This is a genomic window from Microbispora hainanensis, assembly GCF_006874475.1.
Taxonomy (GTDB): Bacteria; Actinomycetota; Actinomycetes; order Streptosporangiales; family Streptosporangiaceae; genus Microbispora; species Microbispora hainanensis.
In genome coordinates this window covers 83,787-107,436 of record NZ_VIRM01000015.1, presented here as the reverse complement: position 1 = coordinate 107,436, position 23,650 = coordinate 83,787, and the positions used below count along the sequence as shown (strand labels likewise).

Sequence of the window (23,650 nt, the reverse complement as noted above, 5' to 3'; positions counted from 1 at the left end):
TTCCGGAGTGGGGTCAGCCGAGCTTCTTGGCGTTCCTGATCGCCGTGGCGAGGTTCTCCAGGATCGGGGCGGCTCCGGCGTACGAGAAGCGCGGCACGGGGTCCCAGCCGACGACCTGGCCGGCCTTGACGGCGGGCAGCTTGGCCCAGGACGGCTTCGACGTCAGGTCCTTGGGCTGCAGCGCGGTGCTGCGGTTGTCGAGCAGGATCAGGTCGGCGTCGTACTTGTCGGCGTTCTCCCAGCTCAGGTTCTCGTAATAGCCGCCGTCGCCGGGCTTGTCCGGCTTGACGACGTCGACGCCCAACTGTGTGAAGTACATGAGGTCGGTGTTGACCTCGGGGTTGGAGACATACAGCACGTCGGGGCTGCCGGAGGCGGCCAGCACCTTGATGCCGGGGTTGTCGGCGACCGCCTTGCGCACGCTCTCGGCGGCGGCCTCGAACCTGGCCTTGGCCTCGGTGACCTTCGGCGCGCCGAGGTCCGCGCCCAGCGACTCGGCGAGGGCGGCGTACCGCTCGATCGGCTCGGTCATCGGCACCCGGGCCACGCTGACGGCCACGGTGGGAGCCAGCTTGACGATCTTGTCCTTGCTCTCGTCGGGGACGTACCACAGGGCCCCGGGGTCGTACATGTGCGTGACGAGAAGCTCGGGACGCAGCGCGGCGTACTTCTCGATGTTGAACTCGCCCCAGACGTTGCCGAGGATCGTGACCTTGTTCACGTCGAGGTCGCCGGCCTGCGGGTCGGGCGAGCCGTCGGTGCGCCTGGTCTCGCCGAAGACGCCGACGATCTTGTCCTGCAGCCCGTAGTCGACGAGCGCCGCCGCCGTCCCGGTGAACGCCACGACCCGCGACGGGACGGCCGCGGCCGTGACCGTCTCCTTCCTGTCGTCGGCGAAGGACCACGATTTCGCGCTCTGACCTGCGGAGGAGGGCGCCGGGTCGCTCGACCCGCAGGCGGCGAGCGCCAGGGTGAGTGCGGCCGCTCCGCCCGCCGCGAAGAAGCCGCGACGGGACATGGGGGAGTTCAGGTTTCGCACGGTTCGTCTTTCTCTCGCGTAGACCGGGGTCTTGGGGTTGATCGCTAGTTAGGTTACCCTTACCTAAGTTCTTGTCCAGAGGGGTGAGCGAAATCGCCCCACGCCCCCCACCGGAGCCGGCCGTGGTCGTCATGGAGTCCTCGCAGATCAGCGCGCCTGCGGGGCCGCCGCGAAAACGCGCGGAAAACGGCCGGCGCGCCGCGGCGCTGCTGGGCTCGGCGATCGCCCTGGCCGCCGTCCTCGTGCTCAGCCTCGGGCTCGGCGCCCGGCAGCTCTCCCCGGCCGAGGTCTGGCACGGGCTCGTCGACGCCGACTCGGCCGCCTACACGGTCGTCCACCAGATGCGGCTGCCGCGCACCCTGCTCGGGCTGCTCGCCGGAGTCGCGCTGGGCGTCGCGGGCGGCGTCATGCAGGCGCTGACCCGCAACCCGCTCGCCGACCCCGGCCTGCTGGGGATCAACGCGGGCGCCTCGGCGGCGGTCGCCACGGCCGCCACGATCTTCGGGGTGGCGACGTTCCAGGGCTACGTCTGGTTCGCGCTGGCCGGCGCGGCGGCCGTGTCCGTGCTGGTCTACGCCGTGGGCGGCGGGCGCGCGGCGACCCCGGCGCGGCTGGCGCTCGCCGGAGCCGCCGTCAACGCCGCGCTCTACTCGTACGTGAACGGCACGATGCTGCTCGACGCGGCCTCGCTGGAGACCATGCGCTTCTGGACGGTCGGCTCGCTGGCGAGCGCGCAGGGCGAGACCACGGCCATGATGGCGCCGTTCGTCGCGGCGGGCCTGCTGCTGGCGCTGGCCCTGGCCAGGCCGCTCAACGCGCTCGCGCTCGGCGACGACTCGGCGCGCTCGCTCGGGGCGCACCCCGCCCGGGTGCGCGCGGGCGCCATCGTGGCGGTGACGCTGCTGTGCGGGGCGGCGACGGCGGCCTGCGGGCCCATCGTCTTCGTCGGGCTCATGGTGCCGCACCTCGTGCGGGCGCTGACCGGCCCCGACCAGCGGTGGATGCTCCCCTGCTGCGCGCTGCTCGCGCCCGTGCTGCTGCTCGGCGCCGATGTGCTCGGGCGGCTGGTGGCCAGGCCGGGCGAGCTGCAGGCGGGCATCGTGACGGCGGTCCTCGGCGGCCCGCTGTTCCTGTATTTCGTGCGAAGGAAGGTCCGCGCATGACCGCCGTCGGGCCCATGCCCGTCCGAAGGGTCGCCGGCGGCATCCCCCTGCGGTTGAGGGCCGTCGCCGTCGGAGCCGGCTGCCTGCTGCTCGCGCTCGTCTTCGGCGTGCTCGCAGTGGGCGGCGGCGACTATCCGATGAGCCCCTCCGACGTCGTCCGCACCCTCCTGGGCGGCGGCAGCCCGGCCGAGGACTTCGTCGTGCACGAGCTCCGGCTGCCCCGCGTGGTCACCGCGCTGCTCGTCGGCGCCGCCCTCGCGCTGGCCGGCGCGGTCTTCCAGTCGCTCGTACGCAACCCGCTGGGCAGCCCCGACCTGCTCGGGTTCACCCAGGGCTCGGCGGCGGGGGCACTGCTCGTGGTCGTCACGGGCGGGAGCAGCGCGGCGCTCGCGGGCGGCGCGGTGCTCGGCGGCGTCGTCGCCGGACTGGTCGTCTACGTGCTGGCCTGGCGCGGCGGCCTGCACGGCCACCGCCTCGTGCTGGTGGGCATCGGCGCCACCGCGATCCTCACCGGCGTCAACGGCTATCTGCTGACCCGGGGACGGCTGATGGAGGCGGCGCGGGCCATGCTGTGGCTCACCGGCAGCCTCGACGGGCGCGGCTGGGAGGACGTCCTCCCGCTGCTCGCCGCGATGGCCGTGCTGGCGCCGGTGGTGCTGATCGGCTGCGCCCGCCCGCTGGCCATCACGGAGATGGGCGACGACCTGGCGCGCGGCCTCGGCGTACGCGTCCAGGGCCTGCGGCTGACCCTGGTGGCCGCGGCCGTGCTGCTCACCTCACTCGCGGCGGCGGCCGCCGGGCCCGTGTCGTTCGTCGCGCTCACCGCCCCCCACCTGGCCAGGCGGATGACCGCGGCGCCCGGGCCCAACCTGCTCGCCGCGACGTGCACCGGCGCGGCGCTGCTGACCGGCGCCGACCTGGCCGCGCAGCGGCTGTTCGCCGGACACCAGCTTCCGGTCGGGGTGGTGACGGGGGTGCTCGGCGGCGGCTACCTCGTCTGGCTGCTCGCCGCCCAGCGGAAGGCGGGACGGATATGACCGGCACGATCGCGGACAGGAACGCGATGGCAGGAACCCACGACGACGGGCCGCGCCTGCGCGGCAGCGCACTGACTCTCGCGTACGACAAGAGGGTCGTCGCCGAGGGCCTCGACGTGGTCGTCCCCGACCGGTCGTTCACCGTGATCATCGGGCCCAACGCCTGCGGCAAGTCCACACTGCTGCGGGCGCTGGCGCGCACGCTCCGGCCGGCCGCCGGGACGGTGCTGCTCGACGGGCGGGACATCTCCGCCCTGCCCGCCAGGAAGGTCGCCAGGACCCTCGGCCTGCTGCCCCAGACGTCCGTCGCGCCGGACGGCATCACGGTCGCCGAACTGGTCGGTCGCGGGCGCTATCCCCACCAGCGGCTGCTGCGCCAGTGGTCGTCGGAAGACGAGCGGGTGGTGCGCGCGTCGATGAAGGCCACCGGGGTCGCCGACCTGGCCGGACGCCTGGTCGACGAGCTGTCCGGAGGGCAGCGCCAGCGCGTGTGGATCGCGATGGCGCTGGCGCAGGAGACGCCGCTGCTGCTCCTCGACGAGCCGACGACCTATCTGGACATCGCCCACCAGATCGAGGTCCTCGACCTGTGCGCCCGGCTGCACGAGGAGCGCGGACGCACACTCGTGGCGGTGCTCCACGACCTCAACCACGCCGCCCGCTACGCCACTCATCTGATCGCGATGCGCGACGGCCGGGTCGTGGCCGCCGGGGCGCCCGGAGAGGTCATGACGGCCGACCTCGTGGAGGAGGTCTTCCGGCTGCCGTGCCGGGTGATCGACGACCCGGAGACCGGCACTCCGCTGGTCGTCCCCGCCGCCCGCCGCCGTACGGAACCGGCCACGCGATGACACCTTCTGCGCCGAACGGGCTGTATCGGGACGCCTGGGGCATTCCCCACCTGCGCGCGGGCGATCCGTACGAGCTGGCCTTCGCCCAGGGACGTGTCACGGCCCTCGACCGGGCCTGGCAGATCGAGGTCGAGCGGCGCCGGGCGACCGGCACGTCGGCGGCGATCCTCGGGATGGACGCCGTCGCGTGGGACCGCTTCGCCCGGCAGGCCCGGCTGGCCGACACCGCCGAGCGCTGCCTGCGCGCCCTGGACAACGACACCGCGCGCTGGGTGAGCGCCTACGTGGACGGCGTCAACGCGGGGCTTGCCGAGGGAGCGCGCCGGGCGCCCGAGTTCACTCGGCAGGGGATGGCCGCGGGGCTCGCGCCGGGGCGGTGGGAGCCGTGGACGCCGATGGCGATCTGGCTGTCGCACCACATCCTCTTCGCGCATTTCCCGGCCAAGCTGTGGCGCGAGGCGGTGGCCGCACGGCTGGGGCCCGAGGCGGTCGCGGTGTTCGCCGCCGACGGGCCGGGCAGCGGCGGGAGCAACGGCTGGCTGGTCCCCGCTGATCGCACCACCACCGGCGCGGCTCTGATCGCGGGCGATCCCCACCGCTTCATCGAGGACCCCGGCTTCTATCAGCAGATCCGTCTGGCCTGTCCCGAGTTCGACGTGGTGGGGCTGGCCGTGCCGGGCGTTCCGGGCATCCCCCATTTCGGGCATGCCGGCTCGGTCGCCTGGGCGATCACCAACGCCATGGCGGACTACCAGGACCTCTACCGCGAGCGGCTCCGGCGCGGGGACGGCGGCGTCGAGGCGCTGGGACCGGACGGCTGGCGTCCCTGCACCACCCACGTCGAGATCGTCGAGGTGGCGGGGGAGGCCCCGGCCGAGGGCGAGGTCGAGGTCGAGGTCGTCGAGACCGAGCGCGGCCCGGTCGTCATGCACGCCGGGGCCGAGCCGGAGGGTCCGGGTCACCGGCGCGGCCTGTGGGAGGCGGTGAGCCTGCGCTATCCACCCCGGGTGCGTCATGACCTGGGGTTCGCGGCGCTGCCGGCGCTGCTGCGGGCGACGACGGTGGCCGACGTGGACCGGGCGCTCGACCTCTGGGCCGAGCCCGTCAACGTCGTGCTCGCCGCCGACACCTCCGGCGGCCTGCTGCACCGGGTCGCCGGGGTGGTGCCCGCCCGTCACCCCGCCAACGGGCTGTGGGCCGTGCCCGCCTGGGAGCCGGGCCACGAGTGGAGCGGCGGCTACGCGCCGATGCCCCGCCGCGAGGTCTCCGGCATCACGGTCATGGCCAACGAGCGGGGGATCGCCGCGCCGCTCGGCGTCGAGTTCGCCTCGCGCCACCGCGCCGACCGGATCAGGCGGTTGCTCGACGGCTCGCCGCGCTGGTCGGCCACCGACATGGCGGCCGTCCACACCGACACCCTGCTGCCGAGCGCCGGCCCTCTCCTCGACCTGCTGGCCGGTCTGGACGGGCCGGACGGGCTGGATGGGCTCAGTCCCGAGGCCGTACGCCTGCGGGACCGGCTGTCGGCCTGGGACCGGCGCATGGACGCCGGCAGCACCGGCGCGGCGGCGTACGCGGCCGTCCGCGCCGAGGTGGTGCGGCGCCTGGCGGCCCACCCCGCCCTGGCCTGCCTGGCCGGGCTGGACGCGGAGGCGCCCGAGGTCTTCCGGCCGTGGCTCGCGCTGACCCCCCGTGTCGCGTACCCGCTGGAGGCCCTGCTGACGACCGCCGCACTGCCGGGGCTGGATCGGGCGGCCCTCGCGGACCTGGCCAGGGCGGCGCTGGAGGACGTGGCGGCACGCGACGAGCTGACCGGCGTCCGGTGGGGCGACCTCCACCGGCTCACCCCCTGGCGGGCCCTGCCGTCCCCTGTGGACACGGACTCTGTGCACACGGACTCTGTGGACGCGGGCTCTGTGGAGGCGGGCGTGCCGGGGGACCACGACTGCGTGCTGTCCACGTCGAGCGTGCCGGGCGTCACCCACCACTTCGCCCGGGGCCCGGCGGCGCGCTACGTGTGGGACCTCGCACGGCGCGACGGGAGCCTGTGGATCGTGCCGTTCGGCGCGAGCGGCGTGCCCGGCGACCCCCACTGGCGTGACCAGCACCCGCTGTGGCTGCGCGGTGAACTCGCGCCAGTGGTCACGGACTGGGACCGGCTGATCATGGACTCACCGAGGAGCGGCATGACCTCTGACGCACGGACCATAGCCCTCGCACGCCGCGAGGCCGTGTGGGAGCAGGCGGTCGACGGATTCGGCACCTTCCGCATCGTGCCGGTGGACCCGCCGGCCGACGCCGATCTGATCCACTCCTGGGTCACCGAGGAGCGGGCCCGGTTCTGGGGCATGCTCGACGCGAGCCGCGAGCGGGTGCTGGAGATCTACGACCACCTGGACGGCCTCGCCACCCATCACGCCTATCTCGTGTGCCGCGACGACCGTCCTGTGGCGCTCTTCCAGACGTACGAACCCGGGGCCGACCCGGTCGGGGAGTGCTACGACGTCCAGCCGGGCGACTTCGGCGTCCACCTGCTCGTCGGGCCGGCGACGGGGAAGGGCGAGCGCGGCTTCACCCCCGCCCTGCTGTCCGTGCTCCTGGCGTACGCGTTCGCCGACCCGGGCCACACCCGGATCGTGGCCGAGCCGGACGCCCGCAACGACAAGGTGATCGACCGCTTGCTGCGGACCGGCTTCACGCTCGGGCCCGAGATCGACCTGCCGGACAAGCGGGCCCGGCTGCTGTTCCTCGCCAGAGACCACCACTGAGACCACCACTGAGACCAAGGAGTGCGGAGTGCTGCTCGACGCCCTCGCCGATCATCTGGAAGGCCTCGCGGCGGAGCGCGACGGCGTGCTGGGGGTGCTGCCCGGGCTGGTCGCCGACGACTCCCCCGGCTGGATCCCCGCCGCCGCCCTGGTGCGAGAGCCGTATGAGGGACTGCTCGCGCTGGTGGACGAGACGGCCGCACGCTGGAGCGCGCCGCGGCACGTGGCGGCGGCGCTGCTGTGGAAGACCTACGGCTACTGGCACACGATGCCGATGGCGCTGGGCTGGGGTCTCGGCCGCCGGGTGCCGCTGATGCGCCTGGAGGACACGCTGGTCAGGACGTCCGCCGCCGGGGTGACGGTGGCGGCGTCGCGGGTGACCGTGGCCGTGCTCCCCAGCGACCCGCTCGCCGGGACCGAGGGCACCGTCGTCGTGTCCGACCTCGCGGCGGCCATCAGGGAGGCGCTCCTGGAGAGCCAATATCCGTTCGTCAGCGCGCTCGGCACCCTGACCCGGGTGGGCGAGCGCACCCTGTGGGGCTCCACCGCGGAGGCGTTCGCCCACCCGCTGCTCACGCTCGGGCCGTACGCCGAGGCGGCCCGCCTGCTGGACGAGATCGGGCCGCCGGTCGCCGGACTGCTCACGCCCGACGGCGACGGGTATCGCCGCCGCACGTGCTGCCTGTGGGTCACGCTGCCGGACGCCGAGGCCTGCTCCACCTGCTGCGTGTGCTGAGCGCGCCCCCCACGCACAACCTGTCCGTCGGCGACTGCACGGCCACCGGGCTCACCGCGTCCCGAGGCTGCGGGTGGTGCCATCCGCGACCGCCTGGAGCTTGTCCGGGTTGGCCACGTTGTGGATGGTGGTGATCCGGCCGTCGGTGCCGAAATCGAAGGTGACGGTGGCGATCACGCGACCCGGGGCGCTGAAGACGATGCCGGGACCGCCGTTGATCTCGACGAGCTCGGCGTTCATGTCGGCGGGCTCGACGCCCTGGTAGCTGACCGTGCCGACGGCCGCGAACCAGGCGGCCACCGTCGCCGCGCCCACGACCGGGCGCAGGGCCTGACGGACCTTGCCTCCGCCGTCGGTCCACAGGGTGACGTCCGGAGACAGCAGCTCCATCAGGGCGTTCACGTCACCGCCGGTCGCGGCGGCGAAGAACCGCTCGGTGACCTGACGCTGCCGCGACCGGTCCGCCGCGAAGCGCGGCCGCCGGGCCGCCACGTGCGCGCGGGCGCGGTGCGCGGCCTGCCGTACGGCCGCCTCGGAACGCTCGACCGCCTCCGCGATCTCGGCGTGGCTGAAGTCGAAGACCTCCTTCAACACGAACACCGCGCGCTCAAGCGGGCTCAGCGTCTCCAGCACCACGAGCATCGCCATCGAAACCGAGTCGGCGTCGGCGACGGTCTCGGCGGTGTCTCCGCTGGTCAGGATGGGCTCCGGCAGCCACGGTCCCACGTAGGCCTCACGCTTGCGCTGGGTGGAGCGCAGCCGCTCCAGCGCCACGTTCGACACGATCCGCGTCAGGTACGCCTTCGGATCGGCCACCTGCGAACGGTCGGCCGCCGACCAGTTGAGCCAGGCGTCCTGGACCGCGTCCTCGGCGTCGGCGGCGGAGCCGAGGATGCGGTAGGCCACCGAGAACAGCAGGTTGCGGTGCTGCACGAACACCTGCTGGTCGAGGTCGCCAGGCTGCGTGATGCCAGGACGCCGGGTCATGTCGGAAGGCTGGGCCGCGCCGGGAGGCTGAGTCATGTCGAAAGGCCCGGTCATGTCGGGGGGCTCGGCCATGCCGGTCATGTCGGAAGGCTGGGTCATCACGCCTCCCGCACGCGGGTGAAGCGGCCCCCACGGGGCCAGAACGCGCCCGAAGCGGGCATGTTCTTCATGCGGCCCCAGGTGGGCCAGGGTGCTGCGGTCACCGTCTCCTTGTATCGGATGGCGACGCGGCCCGTCAGATACAGCCGCCGTGGGCTGTCGTCGGGGTGGGTGAACTGCACGACCGCGTCGTTCCGGCCCAGGCTGACCGGCGTGTGGTAGTAGCCGAAGCGGAACGGCTTGGGCCGCTTGCCCTTCAGCTCCCTGAGGATCGACAGCGCGGCGTGCACACCGGTCGGCATGCCGCCCTGGCAGGTGCCGTGCATGACGCCGTAGCCCTGGCGGATCGCCGCCGCGTCGCCCACGGCGTACACCTCGGGGTGGGACACCGACCGCAGCGCGGCGTCGGTGACGACCCGGCCGTGGTCGTCGACGGTCAGCCCGGCGGCGGACGCCAGCGGCGACACCCGCGTGCCGCTCGTCCACAGGACGGCGTCGGCCGCCACGCTCTCCCCGCCGGCCAGCTCGACCGTGCCGGGCAGCACCTTCACCACCTCGACTCCGCTGCGCACCTCGACCTTCAGCCGGTCGAGCGCGGCCCGCACATAAGCCCTGGCCTTCGGGTTCATGGCCGCACCGGGTTCGCCGCGGCCCAGCAGCACGACGCGCAGCTCCGGGTGCCGTTCGGCGATCTCCGCGGCCGACTCGACGCCGGTCAGCCCGCTGCCGACGACCACCACCGTGCCGCTGCCGAGCCGCGACAGCCGGTCGGCCAGCACCTCGGCGTCCTGGGCGCTGTTCAGCGTGTACGCGTGGTCCTCGACGCCCGGGACCGCCGCCGTGTCGGCCACGCCGCCCAGCGCGTACACGAGCGTGTCGTAGGACAGGACGCGTTCGTCGTCGACCCGCACGGTCTTCGCGTTCACGTCCACCGCCGTCACCCACCCGCGTTCGAAGTGCGCGGCCGTGCCCTCCAGCAGTTCGGGAATGCTCAGCTCGGCGAGCCGCTGCCCGCTCGCCGTCATGTGCAGCCGCAGCCGCTCGGTGAACCGCTCCTGCGCGTTCACCAGGGTCACCCGCACGTTGTCGCCCGGCTTGACCCTCGTCCCGAGCTGGATCGCCGCGGACAGGCCCGCGTATCCCGCCCCCAGGATCACCACTCGGTGGGTGGTGGTCGCCGCCGCTTCGTGCTGTGCGCTCATCGTTCCATCTCCTCGTCCGAACCGTTGACGACCAGCAGATGGAAGCGGCCCGCCCATACGTGACATGCACCTGATGTGATCTAAGCCACACGATTCCTCGCCGTGACCGATGAAAGATGAGGGAGTACGAATGACCCCTGTGGGGTGGGAGGACACAAAGCGCAGGGTGCGTGAGCGCCGTGAGGCCGCAGGACTGCCGGTGCGGTCGGAGGAACAGAAAAAGGCCGACATGGATCGGCTGGCCGCAGAAGTACGCGCCCACCGGCTTGCGGAGATCCGGCAGGAGCAGACCGGAGCCGACTTCGGGGACACGGACTACACGCTCACCTGAAGGCCCGGTCATCGCATGGAGAGCCTGGGCCGGGTCTACTCGGGCTGGGGGGTGGCGGACTCCTTCCCGCGTACGGCGGCGGCGTGGGCGGCGAGGAGCGCGGACAGGGCCTCGCAGTCGTCCGGGGTGAGCGGCGCGAAGGGCAGCAGGTAGAGCCTGCCTCCGGGGCCGTCGATGAGCTCGACCGGCAGGGCACGTGCCGGTGCCTCGACCGGCACCTCGACCGGCACCTCGACCGGCGCGGCGACGGGCGGCGCGGCAGCGGTGGCCGGCGCGGACGAGGGCAGCGCGGTGATGGTCAGCACGTCGGCGGATAGCGCGGCGGCAGCGGTGGCCGGCGCGGACGAGGGCGGCGCAGTGATGGTCCGCGCGGCGACGGGCGGCGCGGACGTGGGCAGCGCGGTGGTGGTCATGATGAGAGTGATTCTTCCGGACCCGACCGACAGTTCCGCGCCCCCGGCCCCGTCCCGAGACGCCCTTTCCCACCGCGCGTTTCGAGCCGCCCGGAGGACGCCGTCCCGAGGCGCCCTGCCCGAGTTGCCTGACCGAGCTGCCCTGCCCGAAGCGCCGCCCCACGACGCGCGCCGGAGCGCTCGAAGGACGGCAGCGGAAGTGCGGTCGTCAGGGGGTGAAGCGGTAGCCCATGCCGGGCTCGGTGATCAGGTGGACGGGGTGGGCGGGCTCCTTCTCCAGCTTGCGCCGGAGCTGGGCCATGTACTGCCGCAGGTAGTGCGTCTCCTTTACGTACTGCGCGCCCCACACCTCGCTCAGCAGCTGCCGCTGGCTGATCAGCTTGCCGGGATTGCGCACGAGGAGTTCGAGGATGTGCCACTCGGTCGGGGTCAGCCGTACGTCGCCCGAGACGGTCTTCTCGGCGAGGTCGACCACGTGCTCCCCGATCCTCACGCGGGCGGGCTCGCTCTCCCGGGAGCCGGTGCGCCGGGTCACCGCGCGCACGCGGGCCAGCAGTTCGTCCACGCCGAAGGGCTTGGTGACGTAGTCGTCCGCCCCGGCGTCCAGCGCGTCGATCTTGTCCTGGTTGCCGCTGCGCCCCGACAGCACGATGATCGGCACGCTGCTCCAGCCGCGTACGCCGTGGATGACGTCGACTCCGTCCATGTCGGGCAGCCCGAGGTCCAGCACGATCAGGTCGGGGCGCCGGTCCGCGGCCTCGCGCAACGCGGAGCCGCCGTCCGCCGCGACGGCGACCTCATAGCCGCGCGCGGCCAGGTTGATCCGCAGCGCGCGGAGGATCTGCGGCTCGTCGTCGACGACGAGGATCCGGCTCACGACGCCGCACCCCCCAGACCCAGAGAACCCCCCAGATCCGCCGGGCTCTCCCGCAGGTCGTGGAGGTGTACGGCGACGGGCAGGGTCAGGATCATGGTGAGCCCTCCCCCGGGGGTCTCGTCGGGTGACAACCGGCCTCCCATCGCCTCGGTCAGTCCGCGCGCCAGGGCCAGGCCCAGCCCGACGCCGCTGTGGTTGTCCCGGTCTCCCAGCCGCTGGAAGGGCAGGAAGATCCGGTCGTAGGCGTCGCGCGGCACACCGGGCCCACGATCGATTATCCGGATCTCGGCCCGGTCGCCGTATCTGCTGGCGGTGACGAGCACGCTCTCTCCCGCGGGGGTGTAGCGGACGGCGTTGCCGACGAGGTTGGCGAGCACCCGCTCCAGCAGCGCCGGGTCGGCGACGACCTCGGGGAGGTCGTGCGGGATGTCGATCTTCACTTCGGCGGCGAGCGGCCCGAGGTCGTCGACCGCCCGGGGCACGACCTCCTCGACGGCGACCGGCTGGGCGGCCACGCCGAGCACCCCGGCCTGCAGGCGGCTCATGTCGAGCAGGTTGGCCACCAGGCGGTCGAGCTTGGCCAGCGACTCGTCCGCGGTCTCCAGCAGCTCGGCGCGGTCCTCCGGGGACCACTCGACGTCGGTGGCGCGCAGGCTCTCCACGGAGGCCTTCGCCGCGGCCAGCGGGGTGCGCAGGTCGTGGCTGACCGCCGCGAGCAGCGCGGTGCGCATCCTGTCGGCCTCCGCGAGCGGCCTGGCCTGCCCGGCCTCCTCCTCCAGCCGTTCCTGCCGCAGGGCGACGGCCATCTGCGCGGCGAACGCCTCGATCACGCGGCGTTCGGAGGCGTCGAGCAACCGCCCGCGCGCGGCGAGCACGAGGTCGCCGTCGATGTCCACGTCGGTGCCCGCGGCGTCCGGGCAGGTGCACGGCTCTCCCCCGGAAGTGGCGACGATCCGCCAGGAGGCGGGGTCGGACCGGTCGTCCGGCCCCTGCCCCGCCTCGGGCCGCCGTTCCAGCAGGGTGACCGAGACCAGGCCGAACGTCTCCCGCGTACGCGCGAGCAGGGACGGCACGGCTCCCTCGCCGCGCAGCACGTGCCCGGCCAGCGCGGACAGGATCTCCGCGTCCGCCCCGGCGCGGGCCGCCTCCCTCGTACGGCGGGCCGCCACGTCGACGATCATGCTGACCGCCGCCGCGACCACGACGAAGACGGCCAGGGCGAAGAGGTTCTCCGGATTGGCGATCGTCAGCGTGTGTGTCGGCGGGGTGAAGAAGAAGTTGATCAGCAGCGACGCGGCGACCGCGGCCGTGATCGCCGGCCACATGCCGCCGATCAGTGCCACGCTCACGACGGTGGTCAGGAACAGCAGGATGAAGCTCGGCAGCGCCAGCGTGTCCCGGAAGGGCAGCAGGACGGCGGTGAGCAGCGGCAGGCCGGTGAGCGCGACGGCCCACCCCGTCAGCCTGCGCCGCCGGGTGAGCGCCGCCCGCGACCGCTGCGGGCGCTCCCGCCCCTTCTTGACCTGCTCGTGCGTGATCATGTGGACGTCGATCGAGCCGGACCTGGCGGTCGTCTCGACGCCCACCCCTCTGCCGAAGATCTGGGCGATCCGGCCGCGCCGGGAGGCGCCGAGCACGAGCTGGGTGGCGTTGACGCCGCGGGCGAACGCCAGCAGTGCCCGCGGCACGTCGTCGCCCACCACCTGGTGATAGGTGCCGCCCATGCTCTCCACGAGGGCGCGCTGACGCGCCAGCAGCGCCGGGTCGCCCCCGGAGGCGAGCCCGTCCGCCCGGGTGACGTGCACGGCGAGCAGGTCGGCGCCCTTGGTGCGGGCGGCGATGCGGGCAGCCCGCCGGACGAGGGTGTCGCCCTCCGGTCCCCCGGTCAGCGCGACCACGACCCTCTCGCGCGCCTCCCACGTGTCGGCGATGCCGTGCTCGGCGCGGTAGCGGTCGAGCTGCTCGTCCACCTCGTCGGCGAGCCACAGCAGGGCCAGCTCGCGCAGCGCGGTGAGGTTGCCGACGCGGAAGTAGTTGGCGAGGGCGGCGTCCACCTTCTCCGGCAGATACACGTTGCCGTGCGCGAGCCGCCGCCGCAGCGCCTCCGGAGCCATGTCGACCAGCTCGACCTGGTCGGCCCGCCGTACGACCTCGTCGGGCACGGTCTCGCGCTGCGGGATGCCGGTGATGTGCTGGACGACGTCGTTGACCGACTCCAGGTGCTGGATGTTCACCGTCGAGATCACGTCGATCCCGGCGTCGAGAAGGTCGTCGATGTCCTGCCAGCGCTTGGCGTTGCGCGAGCCCGGCACGTTGGTGTGCGCCAGCTCGTCGACCAGGGCGACGCTCGGGCGCCGGGCGATCACCGCGTCGACGTCCAGCTCGGTGAAGGTCGCGCCCCGGTACGTCAGGGTCGTGCGGGGGACGACCTCCAGCCCCTCCAGCAGTTGTGCGGTGCGTACGCGGCCGTGGGTCTCCACCAGGCCGGCCACGACGTCCGTGCCGCGTTCCCTGCGGCGGTGGCCCTCGCACAGCATGGCGTACGTCTTCCCGACCCCGGGTGCCGCGCCGAGGTAGATCCGCAGCCGCCCGCGTGGCATGGCCGATCACCTCTCCCTGTCGAGGGCCGGAACCGTCCGAGAGACGAAGATGACGTCCGACATCCCCCTCCTCGGTGTGATCACATCCGCTGGACCGTTGCCGGTCTCAGCACAAGCAAAGTCCCGAACCGGTGGCAATTAGCCGTTCTTGACGGCTTTCATACGGGTTCGAACCGAGTATTGACGCGCTCTGTACGCAGTCCGCGCCGGGGGTTTCGGGCACACCCGGGCCGGAAATCAACGCGGTTCAACCGGCGAGCGGCGTCCCCCGATCCATCTGTGCCGGCTCCGGGGAGGGGGCGCGGTGTGAGCGAGATGACCGGCCAGATCGTGGAGGTCGTCGTGAAGGCGCTGGCGGGGGGCGTCTTCGTGCTGGCCTTCGCGGCGCTGACCGAGATGCTGACGCCGAAACGGCTCGCCGGGGTGTTCTGCGCCAGTCCTTCGGTGGCCCTGGCCAGCCTCATCGTCACCGCCGCCATCACCGGTGTGCCCGACGTCCTCGCCTCGGCTCAGGGCATGCAGATCGGCGCGGTCGGATTCACCGTTTATTGCCTGGTCGCCGTTCCCCTGTTGCGCAGGTGGGGCGCCTGGCGGGGGGCGCTGGCCGCGGTCGCCGTCTGGGGCGTCGTCGTGGCCGCCGGGTACGCGCTGGCGCCGCAGGGCCTGCTCGGCGTCCGGACCACGGCGGTTCCCGGGCCGCGTCCCCAGCCGGCGGCCCTCGACCTGGCCCCGCCACCGGCGCGCCTGTCGTGAGCGCCCGCCGAGACGACGGCCCGGCTCCCGGCGACCGGCGGCCTTCCGAGGGAGAGTGGCCGTCCGATGTCGGCCGGGTGGCCGATGACGGCCCGGTTGCCGACGACGGGCGACCGTACGAAGGCCGGCGACCTTCTGAAGACGAGCGACCTTCTGACGACGAGGAGAAGGTGCGGCTGCGGCTCAGCGAGCTGCGGCGGCCGCCCAAGCGCGACTGGGTGGCCCGGTTCGCGTTCGGCGCGGGGGTGTCGGCGCTCGCCGGGGTGGTGTCCGTGCTGGCCGGCCCGCGCGCGGGCGGGCTCTTCCTCGCGTTCCCGGCGATCCTGCTGGCGAGCGTCACCCTCATCGCCAAGGAGGAGGGCGTGCGCCAGGCCGTGCAGGACGTGGGGGGCGCTATCTTCGGCGCCCTCGGCCTGATCGGCTTCGCCGTCGTCGTCACGCTCACGGTGACCGTCTGGCCGCTGTGGCTGTCGCTCACGATCGCCACCCTGAGCTGGGCGGCCCTCTCCCTGGCCCTGTACGCCATCGTGACCCGGCTCCGCCGCTGATCCCGAGCGGCGGCGCATGCCGAGCCGGGAGTGATGCGGCGGCGGACGTGCGCCGCCGTCGGTGGCGATGCCGCCGATGACCAGCCTTCGGCGGCCGGTGGCACGGACGGCCTCGGCGAAGGCCGGATCGAGGAAGGAGTTGAAGGCCGTCGTGCGCTCGATCACCGGCCGGTCGCCGATGACCTCCAGCAGCTCCGGATAGAGCGGGCCCGAGGGCTTGGACGCCTCACCGTTGGTCACCACCAGGCCGCTGCCGTATGCGGTGGCGGCCCTGGCGAAAAGCGGGTGCGCGACCCCGAGGCGCGACGAGCGGCCATCCTCGCCGCGGCACGCTCGGTCTTCGCCGAACGCGGGGACGGCTCCCGCGCCGCCTTGATGCGGCCCGCTGCCCCCAGCACCTGCCGCGAGACGCGTGAGGATATGATCCGTCCACTCTTGCGGACTTTGCGAGAAAAGGGCTGATTTGTCGCACCCCCCACGCCCCGGTCCTCTCCCCGCCGGTGACGGGCGAACGTCGACGACGGGCGGACACCGGTGACGGACGAGACGCTGGCGCGCCTCCAGTTCGCGACGACGGCCGGCTTCCACTGGCTGTTCGTCATGCTCACCCTCGGCCTCGCCCCGCTGATCGCGGTGATGCACACCCGGCACGCCCTCCGGGGCACACCGCTCCTGGAGCGCATGACCCGGTTCTGGGGGCAGATCTACGTCGTGAACTACGTGCTGGGCGTCGTCACCGGCCTGGTCATGGAGTTCCAGTTCGGGCTGGCCTGGAGCGGGCTGGCCGAGTACGCCGGCAACGTCTTCGGCGCTCCGCTCGCACTGGAGACGATCGTCGCCTTCTTCGCCGAGTCCACCTTCCTGGGCATGTGGATCTTCGGCTGGGGGAAGCTGCCCAAGGCGGTGCACGTCACGCTGATCTGGCTGGTCACCCTCACCGCGTACGCCTCGGCGTACTGGATCATGGTGGCCAACGGCTTCCTGCAACACCCGGTGGGGCACGAGGTGCGCGGCGGCGTCGCCTACCTCACCGACTTCGGCGCCCTGCTCACCAACCCCAACGCGATCAACGCGCTGGTGCACGCGGCCACCGCCGCGCTGATGACCGGTGGAGTGTTCGTGGCGGGGGTGAGCTCCTACCACTTCCTCAAGCGCACGGCGGAGCGGGAGTTCTTCCGCGCCTCGCTGCGGCTCGGTTTGTTCGTGGCCACGCCCGCGGCGTTCGTGGCGCTCTACTACGGGTTCGTCCAGATCCCGACGCTCGTGGACACCCAGCCGATGAAGGCGGCGACCCTGCAGGGCCACATCGACGACCTCGGCTCCCTGCGCGTCGAGGACGTGCAGGCGCACCTGGTGCAGCGGTTCGGCGCGGGCGACTACCGGCCGCCCGCCTGGATCGCCACCGCCTTCGACGTCATGCAGGACGCCGGCTATCTGATCTTCCTGCTGGTCGTCGTGGCCCTCGTCCTGCTCCACCGGGACTGGTACCTCCGGTTCCGCCCGGCGGCCTACCTGATGCTGGTCGCCGTCCCCCTGCCCTTCGTCGCCGCGCTCGGCGGATGGCTGCTGCGCGAGGTGGGGCGCCAGCCGTGGGCGGTGTACGGCGAGCTCACGGCGGCCGCCGCACGGTCGCCCGTCGGCTCGATGACGGCGTCCCTGGTCCTGTTCTGCGGGGTGTTCCTCGCGCTTGCGGTCGCCGACGTGGCGCTGATCGTCCGGTACGCCCGCCGCGGCCCGGCCGGCACCGACCTGGGCGGCGCATCCGGCGACGGGCAGCCGGAGCGGCCCGCCTCGTCGCTCGCTTTGTGAAACAGGAGCCCTCGTGACTTTCGGACTCGTGTGGCCGGCCCTGCTCGGGCTGCTGCTCGCCGGTTATTTCGGCCTGGCCGGTTTCGACTACGGCGTGCAGATGCTCACCCCCTGCCTCGGCCGCGACGACCGCGAGCGGCGCGCGCTGCTCAACGCCTTCGGCCCGTTCTTCCTCGGCAACGAGGTCTGGCTGGTGGCCGCGGCGGGCGTGCTGTTCGGCGCCTTTCCCTTCCTGGAAGGGCGGCTGCTGTCCGGCATGTACTTCCCGTTCGCGGCGATCCTGGCCGGCATCGTCGTCGGCAACGCCGCCGTACAGCTGCGCAGCCGCCACCGGGGCGCCTCGGCACGCCGGCTCTGGGATGGGTTGATCTTCCTGGGCGGGCTGGTGCCCGCCGTGGGGTGGGGGCTCGTGACCGGCCGCCTCCTCGCCGGGGTGCCGCTGGACGCCCGGAACGTCTTCTCGATCGGACCGGCCGACCTGCTCCACCCCTTCGTGCTGCTGTGCGGCGCCACGACCACGGCGGTGTTCCTCGCGCACGGGGCGGCCTTCCTGGCCTGGCGAACCGGCGGCGAGCCGGGCGCGCGGGCCGCGCGGGCCGGCTGCCGCGCCCTGCTCGTGGCGGCCGTGGCGGCGGCGGCCGTCCTCGTCACCGGCTTCCTCTCCTCGGCGCGGCACGCCCTCGTCAACCCGTGGTCCGCCCTCGCGACCGGCGCGGCCCTGGTGGTCGTGCTCCTCACCGGGGCGGCTCTGCTGCGCGCGGGCCGTACGGGCCGTGCCTTCGCCGCGACCTCCTGTGCGGCCGCCCTGCCCGTCGTGGCACTCGGCGCGGGCCTGCACCCCTTCGCACTGGTCACCTCCGGCACCCCCGGCGCCGGCCTGCGGCTGGCGGAGGCGATGGCGGAGGCGGGCACCCTGCGGATTCTGACGGTCTTCGCCGCGGTCATGGTGCCGCTGATGGTGCTTTCCCAGGTCTGGAACTGGTGGATGTTCCGCGACCGGGCCGGTCGTACGCGGACGTACCTGTAGCTCCTCGCGCCAACACCGAGACCGATTCTTTACGAATGCCCGTCACTAGGATGGGTACTCCGATCAGGCAGTAGGCGGCGGGGACCGCCCCGAGGGTGGTGGCGCGGTGAGGGTCAGTGCTGAGGTGCAGATCACGGATCTGACGATCAACGATCACGCGTGCCTGACCTTCGGTGAGCCGGAGGAGTTGCTCGACCTCACCGCGGCGTTCGTACGGGACGGGCTCGCGGGAGGACTGCGCGTCGTCTGGCTGTGCGAGGAGCCGCAGGGAGTGGCGGCCGAGCTGAGCCGCCGCGGGATCGCCGTGCAGTCCGCCACCGCGAGCGGCCGGATGGACGTCGTCGCCTCTCAGGAGGGCCTGCTGTCCGGCCAGACCTTCGACCTCGATCACGCGATGGGGTGGCTGAGCTCCCAGATGGAGCTGACCTCGCACGAGGGCTACTCGGGACTACGGGTTGCCCTCGACATGGGCTGGGCGCTGCGGCCGGTCCACGGCGTGGAGCAGCTGCCCGCCTTCGAGGAGAAGATCGCCACGATCCTGTCGGACAGCAGCGTGTCGGTGTTGTGCCAGTACGACCGGGAACGCTTCGACCCGGTCACCCTCGCCTCGGTCTCCCCGTTTCACACGCGGGCGGTCACCGCGGCCACCTACTACGACGACCCGTTGCTGCGGATCTGCCGCCAGTACGCGCCGCCCGGAATCCGGCTGGCGGGACAGATCGACCGGGCGGCCGAGGACGCCCTGGTCCTGGCGCTGAGCGAGGCGATCAGGACGGACGGCCCCGTCACGATCAACATGGCCGAGCTGTCCTTCATCGACCTGTCCTGCACCCGGACGATCATCGACGTGGCGCGGAGCCTGGCGCCCGCCCGTGCGGTCGTCCTGCGCTGCAACCCCGCCATCGCGCCGCGGTTCGTGCTGCTCGGCGCACAGGGCATTCCCGGGATCAGCCTGGTGACCACGCATGAGCGATGACGGAACCTCTCACGCCACCCACGTCGCCTCGTGCTCCGGCGGCGAGAGGCGGGACGCCGGAACGCCGGTGCTGATCCTCGACCAGTCGTTCGACCGCGGGTCGCTCTACCCCCTGCGGGAGACGCTGGAAGCCCACGTCGTCCACGCCGGGCTTCCCCACGGACGGTCCATGGACCTGGTCCTCACCGTCCACGAGCTCGCCACCAACGCGGTCTTCCACGGCTCGGGAACCGGACGGGCGAGGATCCGGCAGCTCGACGGCGTGCTGCGGTGCGAGGTCGCCGACCCCGGAACGTCCGGGCACGACGCGGCCGAATGGCCGGTCAGGCACGGGCACGGGCTGTGGCTCGCCCACTATCTGTCGGACCGGTTCACGATCGGCTCCGGCCCGGACGGCACCCTCGCCACGGCCGATTTCACCCTCCCCGGGCCCGCGTCACGCCGGTCCGCCACTCCACGGCTGCGCCGTCTCGAGTCGCACACCGTCCTGGAGCTGGACGGCGCCCTCGACGAGCAGGCGGCCCCCCAGATCGGCGCGGCAGTCGGCGAGCTCGTCTCCGGCACACCGGCGCCGAGGCTGGTGATCGACCTGTCCGCGGTGACCTACTGGGACAGCACCGGCATCACCGCCCTGATCGTGGCGCAACAGCGCGTGTCGGAGACGGCGGCGGGGATGCTGGTCCTGACCGGCCTCGCGGCCGAGTTCGCCGATCGCCTCGACGCGCTCAGCCCGGTTCCGTTCACGACCCGCGAGACACCCGCCGCGGCGGTCCACCTGTTTCCGCCCTCCTGAGGCACCCACATGTGCTGAAATGTGCCGGTGAATCGGATGAGGCAGGCGATGGGTGAGATGCTCATCTACCTTTTCGCGGCCTTCCTGATCACCGGCGGCGTGCTGGCGTTCTCCTACGTGCCCAGCGGCGAGACGGTCTCCTACACCGGCGACTACGAGCCGCTGCGAGGCGTGCAGATGAGCGCCGCCTACCACTCGATCCTCGACATCAGCTTCGACGATCACGGCGGCCTGCTCGCACGGCAACTGCACCACCGCTGCGCGATCCTGCTCGGCCTGGGGACCGTCGTCTGGGCCCTGCTCGGCCGGTTCCGGTACGCGCTCCCGGTGCTGGGCCTGGCCGCGGTCGCCGAACTCGGCGGCTACGGGTCCGCCGACGACCTGCTGTCCGGCACCTTCCTGGCCAGGGTGCCCATTCCCGTCTGGTACGGCCTGCACCTCGTGGCGGCGCTCGCCGTGGGCGCCCTGCTGGTCGTCTCCTCTCGCCGGGAGGCCGCCCGGCAGCCCAGGACGGCCGGCTTCGTGGCGGCGACCCTCGGCCTCACCGCCATGCTGATCTTTGTGCTGTGAGCGGGAGAACCGTCACAACTCGACGACGACCTTGACGTCCTCCGGCCCGGCGGTGAAGGCGTCCCGGAACGACTCCAGCGGCACCCTGCGGGTGATCAGCCGGTTCAGCCAGGCGAGGTCCGCCTCGGCCAGGGCGTCGGCCGCGGTGGCGTAGTGGCCGCAGTTGGCGTTGACCGAGCCGATGAGCACGTCGTTCTCCAGCACGATGTCGCGGTTGAGGCTGCCCGCGTCGAGCGTGATCCGGCGCCCGGCCGAGGAGACGCCGGTGAGACATACGATGCCGTACGGCGCGGTGTTGGCCGCCACGGCGAAGATGACCGGCCCCGCGCCGGTCGCCTCGATCACCACGTCGGGGCGCACCTTCGCGGCGACCTCTGCGGCGTCCCCGGCGTGGTAGACCGCGCCGAGGTCCCGTACGAGGGCCGGTTTGGGGCCGTCCGTGACCCGGTCGAGAACGTGCACCTCCAGCCCGCGCTGCACGCCGAGCAGGGCCGCGAGCAGGCCGATCGGACCCGCGCCGGTGACCAGCGCGGTCTTCGGCGCGAACCAGGCCCGGGCGCCGACCTTCTCCACCTCGTCCCAGGCCTTGGCGACGACGCTGGTGGGTTCGAGGAGCATTCCGACGTCGGCCAGCCGGGGGTCGAGCCCGACGGCGTAGCCGGGCTCGACCACCCAGCTCTGACTTGCGTATCCGTCGAGTTCCTTGATGCCGCGCTCGGTGTAACGGCCGTTGCGGCACATGTCGAACTGCCCGTGCGCGCAGGCGCCGCACGGCACCGGGTCGGGCCGGCGGACCACTCCGACCACGAGGTCACCGGGGGCGAAGCCGCTGCCGGACGGCGCCTGCCGCACCCTGCCCAGCGATTCGTGGCCGATGACCAGGCGCTCGCGGCCGGGCGGGGCCCAGCCGTACTCCCCTGCGGAGATCTCCTTGTCGGTGCCGCACACGCCGACGGCGAGACCGTCGACGAGCAGGTCCCCCTCGCCCGGCTCCGGATCGGGGACCTCGGTGACGGCCAGGGAGTCCTTCTGCGACGGAATGACGGTGAGAGCGCGCATCAGCGCTCACCTCCAACGTGTTCGCGGCCGTGCGCGGTGCGCTCGGCCGGCCGGGCGCCGGACAGGTGAAGGGCGGCGTTCACCAGCCCGACGTGGCTGAACGCCTGCGGGGTGTTGCCGAGCTGCCGCCCGGTCCCGGGGTCGTACTCCTCGCTCAGCAGCCCGAGGTCGTTACGGAGGCTCAGCAGCCGTTCGAACAGCTCGTACGCCTCCCTGTGGCGGCCGAGGCCGTACAGGGCGTCGGCGAGCCAGAACGTGCAGGTGACGAAGGCTCCCTCGGTGCCGGGAAGGCCGTCCACGTTGCCGTCGGCCTGCGGCTCGTAGCGCAGCAGGAACCCGTCGGAGCACAGCTCGCGCCGCACGGCCTCGACGGTGCCGGCCACCCGCGGGTCGTTCCACGGCAGGAACCCCACCCGGGGGATCAGCAGCAGGGCGGCGTCCAGCCCCTTCGAGCCGTAGAACTGGGTGAACGTGCGCCGCTCCGCGTCGTAGCCGCGGTCGCACACCTCGGCGTGAATCTTGTCGCGGGTGGCGCGCCACCGATCCGCGGGCCCGTCCAGGCCGAATCGTTCGACGGCCCGCACGGCGCGGTCCAGGCCGGTCCACGCCATGACCTTGGAGTGCACGAAGTGGCGGCGGTCGCCGCGCACCTCCCACAGCCCGTTGTCCGGGTCGTCCCAGTGGCCTTCCAGGAAGTCCAGCAACGCCCTTTGCAGGTCCCATGCCTGCTCGTCGGCGTGGATGCCGGCCGTCCTCGCCAGGTGCAGCCCGTCGAGGACCTCGCCCCACACGTCGAGCTGGAACTGCCCGGACGCCGCGTTGCCCACCCGCACCGGGGCCGAGCCCTCGTAGCCGGACAGCCAGTCCAGCGTGTCTTCCGGCAGGCGGCGGGTGCCGTCGATGCCGTACATGATCTGCAGGTCGGCCGGGTCTCCGGCCACGGCCCGCAGCAGCCACTCCCGCCAGGCCCTGGCCTCGGCGACGAAGCCGGTGCCCAGCAGCGCCTGCAGCGTGAACGTCGCGTCGCGCAGCCAGCAGAACCGGTAGTCCCAGTTGCGTGGCCCGCCCGGCTGTTCCGGCAGCGAAGTGGTGACCGCGGCCACGATGCCGCCGGTCGGCGCGTAGGTCAGCGCCTTCAGCACGACCAGTGATCGGCGCACGGCCTCCTCCCACCGGCCCTCGTATCGGAAGCCGCGCATCCACGACGTCCAGAACGCCTCCGTGTCGGCGAGGGCCTTCTCCGCGTCCACCGGACGTGGCATGCGCTCGTGCGAGTGCCGGTAGGTCAGCACGAACGGCACCCGCTGCCCGGCAGCCACCTCGAAACCAGCGTAGGTCGTCATGTCCTCGCCGCTGAGCGGCACCGGCGTCTTCAGCCAGGCGGCGTCCGGTCCGGCGACCGCCGCGAGCCGTCCGTCCTGGTGCCGCACCCAGGGCACGATGTGCCCGTAGTCGAACCGCAGCCGCAGCGCCATCCGCATCGGCACACGTCCGCTGACCCCCTCCACGACGCGCACCACGTCGGCCGCCTCACCGCGTGGCGGCATCGCATCGATCACGCGTACGGATCCCTCGGGAGTGTCCCACTCCGTCTCCAGGACGAGGGAGTCGCCGCGGTAGCGGCGGCGCGTGCAGAGCCCGCCCGCCGCGGGGGCCAGGCGCCAGAACCCCGCCCGTTCGTCGCCGAGCAGGGCGGCGAAGCACGCGGGGGCGTCGAACCGGGGCAGGCACAGCCAGTCGATCGACCCGTCGCGTCCCACCAGCGCGGCCGTGTGGAGGTCGCCGAGCAGCCCGTAGTCCTCGATCCGCAGTGCCACCGCGCCTCCCCCTCCGGCGGTCGATCTCGTCCTCGCGGACAAGGGCCGAGCTACCCGGGCAAAGAACACGTATGCACTGTGCAAAGAACCGTTGATCGTGGCGGTGGGGCTTCACCGCCTACCCACCTTTTTGTGGGTACTTGTCGGCTGGGGCCGAGCGGCGTGAAGCTGGTTGCGGTCAGCCGGAAGGCGGCC

The 23,650-nt window shown here is 72.8% G+C and carries 21 protein-coding genes; 13 read left to right on the top strand and 8 right to left on the bottom strand.

Annotated elements, in window-relative coordinates; genetic code table 11:
- Positions 1-13 precede the first annotated feature (13 nt).
- Positions 14-1,039, bottom strand: coding sequence for an ABC transporter substrate-binding protein (locus tag FLX08_RS14850; RefSeq protein WP_244312647.1), 1,026 nt, complete (start codon positions 1,037-1,039; stop codon positions 14-16).
- Positions 1,040-1,170: 131 nt separating this feature from the next.
- Here FLX08_RS14850 and FLX08_RS14845 point away from each other — a divergent pair, with 131 nt between their 5' ends.
- From FLX08_RS14845 to FLX08_RS14825, 5 genes are read left to right on the top strand one after another with little or no spacing between them, the layout of a single operon-like run.
- A complete protein-coding gene (locus FLX08_RS14845) occupies positions 1,171-2,202 on the top strand; it encodes a FecCD family ABC transporter permease (RefSeq protein ID WP_142619466.1) in 1,032 nt (343 codons plus the stop codon).
- Positions 2,199-3,239 (top strand): FecCD family ABC transporter permease, encoded by a 1,041-nt coding sequence (locus FLX08_RS14840; RefSeq protein ID WP_244312646.1) that lies wholly within the window; start codon positions 2,199-2,201, stop codon positions 3,237-3,239. The genes FLX08_RS14845 and FLX08_RS14840 overlap by 4 nt, the downstream gene beginning before the upstream one ends.
- Positions 3,236-4,090, top strand: coding sequence for an ABC transporter ATP-binding protein (locus FLX08_RS14835; RefSeq protein WP_142619415.1), 855 nt, complete (start codon positions 3,236-3,238; stop codon positions 4,088-4,090). The genes FLX08_RS14840 and FLX08_RS14835 overlap by 4 nt, the downstream gene beginning before the upstream one ends.
- Positions 4,087-6,858 carry a GNAT family N-acetyltransferase gene (locus tag FLX08_RS14830; protein WP_142619414.1) on the top strand — a complete coding sequence of 924 codons (2,772 nt, stop codon included), beginning with the start codon at positions 4,087-4,089 and terminating at the stop codon, positions 6,856-6,858. Before FLX08_RS14835 ends, FLX08_RS14830 begins: the two co-directional genes overlap by 4 nt.
- A 28-nt stretch (positions 6,859-6,886) precedes the next feature.
- Positions 6,887-7,594, top strand: coding sequence for a (2Fe-2S)-binding protein (locus FLX08_RS14825; protein ID WP_142619413.1), 708 nt, complete (start codon positions 6,887-6,889; stop codon positions 7,592-7,594).
- A 51-nt stretch (positions 7,595-7,645) separates the two neighbouring features.
- Here the strand turns inward: FLX08_RS14825 and FLX08_RS14820 are convergent, their stop codons facing one another.
- Both FLX08_RS14820 and FLX08_RS14815 read right to left on the bottom strand, forming a co-directional pair.
- On the bottom strand, positions 7,646-8,680 hold the full coding sequence (locus tag FLX08_RS14820) for an RNA polymerase sigma-70 factor (protein ID WP_341874330.1): 1,035 nt from the start codon (positions 8,678-8,680) through the stop codon (positions 7,646-7,648).
- Positions 8,680-9,882, bottom strand: a complete 1,203-nt coding sequence (locus FLX08_RS14815; protein WP_142619412.1) for an NAD(P)/FAD-dependent oxidoreductase — start codon at positions 9,880-9,882, stop codon at positions 8,680-8,682. Before FLX08_RS14815 ends, FLX08_RS14820 begins: the two co-directional genes overlap by 1 nt.
- A 130-nt stretch (positions 9,883-10,012) precedes the next feature.
- Between FLX08_RS14815 and FLX08_RS14810 the strand changes: the two genes are divergently transcribed.
- Positions 10,013-10,213 carry a hypothetical protein gene (locus tag FLX08_RS14810; RefSeq protein WP_142619411.1) on the top strand — a complete coding sequence of 67 codons (201 nt, stop codon included), beginning with the start codon at positions 10,013-10,015 and terminating at the stop codon, positions 10,211-10,213.
- Between the two features lie 35 nt (positions 10,214-10,248).
- Here FLX08_RS14810 and FLX08_RS14805 read toward each other — a convergent pair whose 3' ends face one another.
- The 3 genes from FLX08_RS14805 to FLX08_RS14795 all read right to left on the bottom strand — a co-directional run bounded on the left by FLX08_RS14805 (position 10,249) and on the right by FLX08_RS14795 (position 14,103).
- On the bottom strand, positions 10,249-10,626 hold the full coding sequence (locus FLX08_RS14805) for a hypothetical protein (protein WP_142619410.1): 378 nt from the start codon (positions 10,624-10,626) through the stop codon (positions 10,249-10,251).
- A gap of 208 nt (positions 10,627-10,834) precedes the next feature.
- The gene (locus FLX08_RS14800) at positions 10,835-11,503 is read right to left on the bottom strand and encodes a response regulator (protein WP_142619409.1); all 669 of its coding nucleotides are present in this window, start codon (positions 11,501-11,503) and stop codon (positions 10,835-10,837) included.
- Positions 11,500-14,103 carry a sensor histidine kinase gene (locus tag FLX08_RS14795; RefSeq protein ID WP_142619408.1) on the bottom strand — a complete coding sequence of 868 codons (2,604 nt, stop codon included), beginning with the start codon at positions 14,101-14,103 and terminating at the stop codon, positions 11,500-11,502. Before FLX08_RS14795 ends, FLX08_RS14800 begins: the two co-directional genes overlap by 4 nt.
- Before the next feature lie 306 nt (positions 14,104-14,409).
- Between FLX08_RS14795 and FLX08_RS40615 the strand changes: the two genes are divergently transcribed.
- The 7 genes from FLX08_RS40615 to FLX08_RS14760 all read left to right on the top strand — a co-directional run bounded on the left by FLX08_RS40615 (position 14,410) and on the right by FLX08_RS14760 (position 20,579).
- Entirely contained in the window at positions 14,410-14,856 is a 447-nt protein-coding gene (locus tag FLX08_RS40615) for a DUF3147 family protein (protein WP_167530420.1), read from the top strand.
- Complete coding sequence (locus FLX08_RS40610; protein ID WP_167530419.1) at positions 14,853-15,404, top strand: DUF3147 family protein; 552 nt, start codon at positions 14,853-14,855, stop codon at positions 15,402-15,404. The genes FLX08_RS40615 and FLX08_RS40610 overlap by 4 nt, the downstream gene beginning before the upstream one ends.
- 534 nt (positions 15,405-15,938) lie before the next feature.
- On the top strand, positions 15,939-17,213 hold the full coding sequence (locus FLX08_RS14780) for a cytochrome ubiquinol oxidase subunit I (protein ID WP_142619405.1): 1,275 nt from the start codon (positions 15,939-15,941) through the stop codon (positions 17,211-17,213).
- Between the two features lie 13 nt (positions 17,214-17,226).
- Positions 17,227-18,240 carry a cytochrome d ubiquinol oxidase subunit II gene (cydB, locus tag FLX08_RS14775; RefSeq protein ID WP_142619404.1) on the top strand — a complete coding sequence of 338 codons (1,014 nt, stop codon included), beginning with the start codon at positions 17,227-17,229 and terminating at the stop codon, positions 18,238-18,240.
- 106 nt (positions 18,241-18,346) lie between these two features.
- Entirely contained in the window at positions 18,347-19,216 is an 870-nt protein-coding gene (locus FLX08_RS14770; RefSeq protein ID WP_142619403.1) for an MEDS domain-containing protein, read from the top strand.
- Complete coding sequence (locus FLX08_RS14765; RefSeq protein ID WP_076442669.1) at positions 19,206-20,009, top strand: STAS domain-containing protein; 804 nt, start codon at positions 19,206-19,208, stop codon at positions 20,007-20,009. Before FLX08_RS14770 ends, FLX08_RS14765 begins: the two co-directional genes overlap by 11 nt.
- Positions 20,010-20,057: 48 nt before the next feature.
- Positions 20,058-20,579, top strand: coding sequence for a hypothetical protein (locus FLX08_RS14760; protein ID WP_076442671.1), 522 nt, complete (start codon positions 20,058-20,060; stop codon positions 20,577-20,579).
- Positions 20,580-20,591: 12 nt separating this feature from the next.
- Here FLX08_RS14760 and FLX08_RS14755 read toward each other — a convergent pair whose 3' ends face one another.
- Together FLX08_RS14755 and FLX08_RS14750 are read right to left on the bottom strand one after the other, a co-directional pair.
- Positions 20,592-21,638 (bottom strand): glucose 1-dehydrogenase, encoded by a 1,047-nt coding sequence (locus FLX08_RS14755; RefSeq protein WP_142619402.1) that lies wholly within the window; start codon positions 21,636-21,638, stop codon positions 20,592-20,594.
- Positions 21,638-23,455, bottom strand: coding sequence for a glycoside hydrolase family 15 protein (locus FLX08_RS14750; protein ID WP_142619401.1), 1,818 nt, complete (start codon positions 23,453-23,455; stop codon positions 21,638-21,640). Before FLX08_RS14750 ends, FLX08_RS14755 begins: the two co-directional genes overlap by 1 nt.
- Positions 23,456-23,650: the final 195 nt, after the last annotated feature.